This window comes from Paucihalobacter sp. (assembly GCF_036825875.1).
In the GTDB taxonomy this organism is placed as follows: Bacteria; Bacteroidota; Bacteroidia; order Flavobacteriales; family Flavobacteriaceae; genus Paucihalobacter.
In genome coordinates this window covers 21,720-30,482 of the sequence record NZ_DAISXK010000033.1, presented here as the reverse complement: position 1 = coordinate 30,482, position 8,763 = coordinate 21,720, and the positions used below count along the sequence as shown (strand labels likewise).

The following is an 8,763-nucleotide window of genomic DNA, read 5'->3' as shown; positions in this document are numbered from 1 at the left end:
AACAGGTGAGCAAAAAGAGTTTAAAGCACACTTTACTTTGAAAAGATAAAATATTTAAGCAAGTAAAAAAAAGGAGCTGTTTAACTAAACAGCTCCTTTTTTATTTTAACCATATAATCTAGTTAAAGCTCAAATGACATTGTTAAAAATATATTATTATTAGTAGCGTCGATAAGTGCTCTATCAGTTAATCCAACATTAAATAGTTGCTCACCGAATTCTCTAGTCACATATTCATAAGCTAAGTCTAACTTTAGATTACCAAAGTTATAACCAAGTCCAAAGGAAACAGCATTTAAATCACTCATAGCAGTCTTATCAGCATAAGGGCTTTCTTCAAAACGGTAACCCCCGCGCAGACTTACCTGTTTAATTCTATACTCACCACCTAATCTTAAGGTATTTGCAACAGTTAAGTTACGACTAATTAATTCATTTTGAATTCTGAAGAATGAATCAGAAATTGGTCTGAATTCAGTATTTCCATAATCCTTTCTACTGTAATCTAAACTAATTAAACCTTGTAAACCTATTACATAGGCTAAACTTGCTGTTATTCTACCAGGTGTTTTTAATCTGTATTCCGGATAAATATTAATAATTCTCGGGTCAATTGTAAGGGCAAGATTACTTCCTTCCTCATTTCTAACAGTTCTAATAAATTGACTTGTTTCTTCATTAATTCTAAACCAAGTGGGAGAGTCGTACGAAAAACCTAATCTCATTCCATCCGATAACTTTAATATAGTGCCTAATTGAAATGAGAAACCAGCACCCGTTGTAAATAAATTGTTTTCAAAATTCACTGTGTTAACTAATGACCCAGCATTATTATTTGTTTCAGTAAAGAATGTGGTGCGTTCGTAATTTATAAAATGTGTATTAAGATTCGCTCCTAGATAAAGTTGATCTTTATACTGCGTTGCAAAATTAAAACTAAACTTACCATTGTAACCTCTCGAATTTAAGGCATTTTGTTGGTTAAAACTTCCTGGAGCGATATTCGAAACATATTGAGTATTATCATCAGAATCTGCCAAAGGATCAATTATAAATGATTCAAATCCTAAAAATGCTTGTTGGTGTCCAAATCCGTAAATACTGCCGATATCTGAATAGGCATCAGTGAAAGATTCACCAGGTAACGTTGAAATTTCATCCAATCTTTTCCCATCAGCAAAACTTAAAAAATAATTATCTACAGAACGGTTATTAGTACCAGAGGAAATCCAGTTATTATTAAAATCGGCTGTTTTATCATAAGCGAATCCTAATGTAAATTTTTTCCAATTAGAGTTGGGATTTGAATTTTGAAAGACAAAAACTGCACCACCTTGGTTGATGTCAAATTTAGAATCCGTTGAGTTGGTCAATCCGTTAAAAAATTGCGTGTCGTTGCTAGTGTTTAGAACCGATAGTGTAAATGATGCATGACTCGAAGCAAATACAGCTGATCCAGCGGGATTTAAACTCAATGCAGACATATCGCCACCTAAAGCACCGAAGGCTCCGCCCATGGCTCTAAACCTTGCGGTTCCTTGAATATTATCCATAGAATATCTTAGAGCATCAGACACATCTTGACCGTATGACATAGCACACACTACTACAGCTATTGTCGAAAATAGTTTCCTTTTCATCTTTTTTAATTTTAAAATTTAATGTTCAAATTTGTAATATAAATGCCCATACCAAATATTATTAATTAAAATATTTAAATGAGTATGGGCATTTTATGATTTGGGTTATCGAAAGTGTTTTTAATTATCAACCGCCACGTCTTCCGCCACCGCCGCCAGAGCTTCTACCACCACCGCCGCCAGAGCTGCCACGGCTTCCACCTGAACTCATGGTTCCACCACTTGATCTAGATGGGGAAGAACTACGAGTAGTTGATGATCTTGTTGGTGTATTAGTTCTTGTATTGACGCGAGTATTTGTGCTATTACGAGTGTTTATTCTTGAATTTGGATTCACTCGTGTATTTGGATTGTATCTATTATTTCTTGTGTTAATTGAATTTCTTGTAGACAGACGGCTATTATCAGTACGTCTAGCATTATTACGCTCAACCGTTCTTCTTAGTTCAGAATTTGGTCTTATTGAATTGCCTGATCTTCTTCCTACATTTTGAGTGCTTCTATTTAGATTGGAATTTCTTCCATAGCCATTGCTTAAAAAAGCATCACCGCGACGACTTCCTGCGAAGGCTACGCCGCGACCATAAGGATGATAGGCTCCATAACCGAACCCTCCGAGACCATAGTAACCTCCAAATCCAAGGCCAAAACCGCCGTAGCCCCAACCAGCGTTCCAACCCCATGGTTGCCATCCCCAGTTGTTCCAACCCCAGTTATTCCAGCCCCAGCCAAAACCTCCGTAGCCCCAACGATTAAAACCTGGACCCCAAAATGGATCCCAAGCCCAAGCATTCCAGCCGCCAAAGTTGTTCCAGCCATTGTCATATATGTTTATATTAACCACATCATTTGTTTGACCCCAACCACTGTAACCAGTTCGGTAAGCAATAGAGTCTTGCACTTCGGTGTAATCACTTCGGTAGCTATCAGCATCTGTAAAAGTATCACTACCAGTCACAGCTTCTACCTCTCGTGAACGCTCCTGAAAGTAATTTTTATAGTAACCTGTTTCACTATTAACTACCGCTACATTCTCAGTTTCAGCATAAATTCTTTGGGTGGAAGGCACTTCTCTATAAATACCATCGTTATTATACCCTACGTATTGATAGGAACCACAAGAAGCTAAAAGAAAAGCCAAGCCTAGTGCAACAATAAATGGTAATTTATTATTTATGTTAGTTTTAAATTGCATAACATTAGATTTTAATTGTTGAACATTACAAAAATAGTTAGTTTTGCTGAACTATTTCTTTATTTAACATAGTACAATATTTGTGCCAAAACACGATAAATGGGTAAAAATCTTACAAGTAGATCTGAGGATTATTCTAAATGGTACAATGAGCTTGTTGTTAAGGCTGATCTAGCTGAAAACTCTGCAGTTCGCGGATGTATGGTTATTAAACCATACGGTTATGCAATTTGGGAGAAAATGCAAGCAGAGTTGGATAGAATGTTTAAAGCCACAGGACATCAGAATGCTTACTTTCCGCTCTTTGTGCCAAAAAGTTTGTTTGAGGCGGAAGAGAAAAATGCTGAAGGATTTGCAAAAGAATGCGCAGTTGTAACGCACTACCGATTGCAAAATGATCCAGATAGACCTGGGAAATTACGAGTAGATCCAGAAGCTAAACTCGAGGAAGAATTGGTAGTAAGACCAACGAGTGAAGCTATAATTTGGAGTACTTACAAAAATTGGATTCAAAGCTATCGGGATTTACCTATTTTAATAAATCAGTGGGCTAATGTGGTGAGATGGGAAATGAGAACACGTCTGTTTCTTAGAACCGCCGAGTTTTTATGGCAAGAAGGACATACAGCACATGCCACAGAGCAGGAAGCCCTTGAGGAGACCATTCAAATGAACGATATATATGCCGAATTTGTTCAAAATTTTATGGCTATACCTGTTATTAAGGGTGTGAAATCAGAGAGTGAACGTTTTGCAGGAGCCATAGAAACCTATTGTATTGAAGCGCTAATGCAAGATGGAAAAGCACTTCAAGCGGGAACTTCTCATTTTTTAGGACAAAATTTCGCAAAAGCATTTGATGTAAAATTCACAAATAAGGAAGGAAAACAGGATTACGTTTGGGCAACTTCATGGGGCGTTTCAACCAGATTAATCGGAGCCTTAATTATGACGCATAGCGATGATAGTGGTTTAGTATTGCCTCCAAATTTGGCGCCAATTCAGGTAGTTATTATTCCTATATATAAGAATGATGAAGAGTTTGAAGCGATTTCAGAAGTAGCAAAATCCTTAGTAAAAGATTTACAACGCTTAAATATATCATGTAAATTTGATAATCGCGATACCATGCGTCCTGGAGCTAAATTTGCCCAATATGAATTACAAGGTGTACCTTTAAGAATTGCCATCGGCCCAAAAGATTTAGCAAATAATACGGTTGAAGTAGCAAGACGAGATAATCTATCAAAATCGATTGTTCCCTTAGAGAATATCTCCGAACTGATTGAAAATTCCTTGGCTGATATTCAAGTTTCATTATTCGAAAAAGCAAAAACCTACAGAGATAATCATATATCTGAGGTTCAAGATTTTGAGAATTTCAAGGAAGTTTTAGAAAATAAAGGAGGATTTATTGCTGCTTATTGGGATGGCACGGTTGAAACGGAACAGCGTATAAAAGAATTAACCAAAGCTACTATCCGATGCATTCCTAGTGACTTTGTGCATGAAGAAGGCGTTTGTGTTTTTAGTGGAAAACCTTCAAAATATAAGGTGCTTTTTGCGAAGGCTTATTAATTTTTCAAAAAAAATAAGTTTGGTGTTGCAACATTTAAAAATAGTTGTATTTTTGCATCCGCATTAAAGAATTGCAGGTTCATTAGAATTAATTAAATAATGGCCCGTTCGTCTATCGGTTAGGACGCCAGGTTTTCATCCTGGTAAGAGGGGTTCGATTCCCCTACGGGCTACAACAAAAAAATAAATTAAAAAGAAATGGCAAATCACAAGTCAGCTTTAAAGAGAATTAGAAGTAACGAAAAGAAGCGTGTAGTTAATAGGTACAAGCACAAGACAACGCGTAACGCAATTAAAAAATTGCGTGAAATGACGGATGCCAAAGAGGCAAACGCCGCTCTACCAGATGTTGTTTCGATGATTGATAAACTAGCTAAGAAAAATATTATCCACGATAATAAGGCAGGTAACCTAAAATCTAGCCTAACAAAACATGTTGCATCGCTGTAACCAACGTAACAATAAATTATAAAGCCTTTCAATTTCGAAAGGTTTTTTTTATGTTATAAACTAAAAAAAAATACCGCAATCAATTGAGAGCGGTATTTAAATTTGTAAGAACTATAGTGATTTTAGCTGTTCATTGATATCAAAAATTCTTCGTTGTTTCTTGTCTGTTTGAATCTGTCATTAACAAATTCCATAGCTTCAACAGGATTCATATCAGCTAAGTATTTTCTCATAATCCACATACGCTGAATAGTATTATCATCTAATAACAAATCATCGCGTCTGGTGCTTGAAGACACCAAATCAATCGCAGGGAATATTCTTCTGTTCGAAATTCGTCTATCCAACTGAAGTTCCATGTTTCCGGTTCCTTTAAACTCCTCAAAAATTACCTCATCCATTTTAGAACCTGTTTCGGTTAAAGCCGTGGCAATAATGGTTAATGATCCGCCATTTTCAATATTCCGGGCTGCACCAAAAAAGCGCTTTGGTTTGTGAAGCGCATTCGCGTCAACACCACCACTTAAAATTTTACCTGAAGCTGGTTGCACCGTATTGTAGGCGCGCGCAAGTCTGGTAATAGAATCTAACAGGATTACCACATCATGACCGCATTCTACCAATCGTTTTGCTTTTTCGAGTACAATATCAGCCACTTTAACGTGTTCGTGTGCTTCTTTGTCAAATGTAGAGGCAATAACTTCTCCTCTAACATGACGCTGCATATCGGTTACTTCTTCTGGACGCTCATCAATTAACAAAATCATTTGGTAAACTTCTGGATGATTCGCTGCGATAGCATTTGCAACATCCTTTAAAAGCATTGTTTTACCAGTTTTTGGCTGGGAAACAATCATACCTCTTTGTCCTTTTCCTATTGGCGCAAACAAATCCATAATTCTTGTTGAAATGGTACTTTGCTTTTCGGCTATATTGAATTTTTCAGTTGGAAATAATGGTGTTAAATGTTCAAAAGATACACGGTCTCTAACAACATTGGGTGCTAGGCCATTAATTTTACTCACCTTTATTAAAGGAAAGTATTTCTCGCCTTCCTTTGGTGGGCGTACATGTCCGAGAACTGTGTCACCTTTTTTAAGTCCGAAAAGTCGTATTTGCGACTGTGATACATATATATCGTCGGGTGATGATAAATAATTATAGTCCGACGAACGTAAAAAGCCGTAGCCGTCCTGCATAACATCTAAAACACCTTCGCTCTCTATAATAGCGTCAAATTCATAATCTGGCTCACGGTAACGGTTTCTACTGTCTTTATTTCCGTTATTCTTTTCAGCTGGATTGTTATTTTGATTTCCGTTTGTTTCTTTTTGTCTTTGCGGTCTTGGTTGATCTCTTTTAGAATTGTTATTCTGATTGGGATTAGATTGCTGTTTGTTCTCTGATTGCTGCTGATTATTATTTCTGTTATCAGCTTTGTCAGTTTTATCTTGGTTATTCGATGGCTCTTGACGAGTTGGTTTATTTGGCGCTGCTGGCTTTTGAGTTTTATTTTGCTCAGGTTTTGGCTTTGCTTCAGACGGTGTTTCTGCTTTATCAGTAAACTCCATTTTTTGCTGCTCTTTAGGTTTGTTAGGAGGTCTTTGTACACGCTCTCTTTTTTGTCTTGGCGCAGGTTTTTTAGGCGCTGGTGTTTCAGCAGTTTTTGCCGTTGCAATAACTTCCTTTATTTCTTCTTGTACAACCTTTGGATTGGCTGCTTGTAGGTCTAATATTTGATAGACTAGATCTAATTTTTTTAAAGTTTTATATTTAGGAACTTTAAGTTTTTGAGCTATCTCTTGTAACTCGGAGAGTTTTTTCTCTTTTAATTGTGAAATTTCAAACATGAATATGCGAATGATATTAATTATAAAATAATAAAGATTTACACCTAAATTTTTGAGTAAAAAATAATTGAATAAATCTGAATAAATTGAAGATTATGATACTGGGCTAATCAAATGCGCTACAATACTTATGCAATAATACAATTTTATTTTAAATTAAGCTATTCATTCAAAATAATCTGTTAATTTTGCTATCCAAATTAATGTAATTTCAGTGATACAACGCATTCAAACACTATATTTAGCCTTAGCTGCCGTAGTTTCAGGTATTTTAATTTTTGTGTTTTCAATGTGGACGACGGCATCTGGGGAATTGTTGTTTGCGCAGCAGAATATGACGATGTTGTTAATGTTTTTAGTATCCGCATTAATTTCGATTGTTGCAATTTTAAAATTTAAAGACAGGAAATCTCAATTTGTATTGGGACGACTAAATATCATATTAAACTTTGTTTTACTAGGATTCATTGTATATCAATCACAAACATTATCTGGAGAAACGGCGGTTTCTGAGAAAGGTATTGGGATGGTTCTTCCTTTGGTTTCTATCGTTTTTATTGTCTTAGCTAATAAGGCTATTAAAAAGGATGAAGATCTCGTAAAATCTGTTGAGAGATTGCGATAAACCTTATATCTTAGTAGTATTAGTGCGTAGAAAATCCGAAGTGAAAGCTTCGGATTTTTTTGTTTGAACTAAAGAAAATTACTATGTCAAAATTAATTGTTGTTTGGTTACCGCTTAATCTCTATCACTTCTAAATTATCAATTTTGCTGCCATCAATAGTAAATCGCAACATCGTTCTCACCTGATGGAATCCATAAATGCCGATTGCACCAGGATTCATATGTAATAAATTTAGTTTTTTATCTGGCATTACCTTTAAAATATGTGAATGACCACAAATAAACAGTTTTGGTGGTTGCGATTGTAGTACTGGTCTAATTTTAGGATTGTATCTGCCGGGATAGCCACCAATATGAGTAATTAAAACTTCAACATTTTCGCACATAAATCGGATTGTCTCGGGGAATTCTAATCTCGCTTCGCTACCGTCAATATTGCCGTATACAGCTCTTAAAGGTTTTAATTTTTTAATGGCTTCAGTAACTTTTAAGTCTCCAATATCACCAGCATGCCAAACTTCATCAGCATTCTTTATATGCTTAATCACCATGTCATCAATATAACTGTGCGTATCCGAAAGAAGTAATATTTTTGTCATTTAACAATTCTTAAAAAATAGCTTGCACAAATCTATCTATCTTTGTGCATTGTTTTCAAAATTACACTTAAAACTTGAGGTACTTTATAGACTTAGCTTATAATGGCACTAAATATCACGGGTGGCAAAACCAGCCTAATGCTGTTTCAGTTCAAGAAACTATTGAACGGGCATTGTCGGTTTTGCTACAAAATCCAACTACAATTGTCGGTGCCGGCCGCACAGATGCAGGTGTACATGCATTGCAAATGGTGGCGCATTTTGATGCTGTTGGAGTTTTTGATATCACTTCATTGGTTTTTAAATTGAATTCATATTTACCAGACGATATTGTAATTTATAATATTTATGAAGTTAATGCCAATGCGCATGCTAGATTTGACGCCATAAGCAGAACGTATCATTATAAAATTGCTCAACAAAAAAATCCGTTCGCCAATGGTCTGGCCTATGAAATGTCATTGGCCTTAAATATAGATAACATGAACAAAGCTTCTAAATTATTATTAAACCATAAAGATTTTCAATGCTTTTCTAAAACACATACCGATGTAAAAACGTATTATTGCGAAATCTCTGAAGCCTATTGGACCGCAGAAGATGGATTCTTAATTTTTACCATAACGGCTGATAGATTTTTACGGAATATGGTGAGAGCGATTGTAGGAACAATGATGAATATAGGCTTAGGTAAAACCAGTTTAGAGCAATTGCATCAAATTATTAATTCAAAAGATAGGAGTGAAGCTGGATTTTCGGCACCAGCTTGCGGACTTTATTTAACACATATCAATTATCCTGAACAAATCAAACTCAAGCTCTAACC

Annotated in this window: 8 protein-coding genes and 1 tRNA gene; 5 read left to right on the top strand and 4 right to left on the bottom strand. The window is 35.7% G+C overall.

The genetic code is table 11. The annotated features are described in order from the left end of the window. Positions 1 to 122: 122 nt before the first annotated feature. Both V7Z48_RS10020 and V7Z48_RS10015 read right to left on the bottom strand, forming a co-directional pair. Positions 123 to 1,640 (bottom strand): OmpP1/FadL family transporter, encoded by a 1,518-nt coding sequence (locus V7Z48_RS10020; protein ID WP_334113297.1) that lies wholly within the window; start codon positions 1,638 to 1,640, stop codon positions 123 to 125. Between the two features lie 127 nt (positions 1,641 to 1,767). Then, a complete protein-coding gene (locus V7Z48_RS10015) occupies positions 1,768 to 2,835 on the bottom strand; it encodes a hypothetical protein (RefSeq protein ID WP_334113296.1) in 1,068 nt (355 codons plus the stop codon). Positions 2,836 to 2,934: 99 nt separating this feature from the next. Here V7Z48_RS10015 and proS point away from each other — a divergent pair, with 99 nt between their 5' ends. The 3 genes from proS to rpsT all read left to right on the top strand — a co-directional run bounded on the left by proS (position 2,935) and on the right by rpsT (position 4,863). Then, positions 2,935 to 4,413 carry a proline--tRNA ligase gene (proS, locus tag V7Z48_RS10010; protein ID WP_334113295.1) on the top strand — a complete coding sequence of 493 codons (1,479 nt, stop codon included), beginning with the start codon at positions 2,935 to 2,937 and terminating at the stop codon, positions 4,411 to 4,413. Between the two features lie 101 nt (positions 4,414 to 4,514). Next, positions 4,515 to 4,586 (top strand) — tRNA-Glu (locus V7Z48_RS10005). Between the two features lie 25 nt (positions 4,587 to 4,611). Beyond that, the gene (gene rpsT / locus V7Z48_RS10000) at positions 4,612 to 4,863 is read left to right on the top strand and encodes a 30S ribosomal protein S20 (protein WP_334113294.1); all 252 of its coding nucleotides are present in this window, start codon (positions 4,612 to 4,614) and stop codon (positions 4,861 to 4,863) included. Positions 4,864 to 4,985: 122 nt separating this feature from the next. Here rpsT and rho read toward each other — a convergent pair whose 3' ends face one another. Next, the gene (gene rho / locus V7Z48_RS09995) at positions 4,986 to 6,713 is read right to left on the bottom strand and encodes a transcription termination factor Rho (RefSeq protein ID WP_334113293.1); all 1,728 of its coding nucleotides are present in this window, start codon (positions 6,711 to 6,713) and stop codon (positions 4,986 to 4,988) included. A 214-nt stretch (positions 6,714 to 6,927) separates the two neighbouring features. On the opposite strand from rho, the gene V7Z48_RS09990 reads away from it, so the two are divergent. Further along, a complete protein-coding gene (locus V7Z48_RS09990; RefSeq protein WP_334113292.1) occupies positions 6,928 to 7,338 on the top strand; it encodes a DUF4293 domain-containing protein in 411 nt (136 codons plus the stop codon). A 107-nt stretch (positions 7,339 to 7,445) separates the two neighbouring features. Here V7Z48_RS09990 and V7Z48_RS09985 read toward each other — a convergent pair whose 3' ends face one another. Beyond that, positions 7,446 to 7,937, bottom strand: a complete 492-nt coding sequence (locus V7Z48_RS09985; RefSeq protein ID WP_334113291.1) for a metallophosphoesterase family protein — start codon at positions 7,935 to 7,937, stop codon at positions 7,446 to 7,448. Positions 7,938 to 8,011: 74 nt separating this feature from the next. On the opposite strand from V7Z48_RS09985, the gene truA reads away from it, so the two are divergent. Further along, entirely contained in the window at positions 8,012 to 8,761 is a 750-nt protein-coding gene (gene truA, locus V7Z48_RS09980; protein ID WP_334113289.1) for a tRNA pseudouridine(38-40) synthase TruA, read from the top strand. Positions 8,762 to 8,763 lie beyond the last annotated feature (2 nt).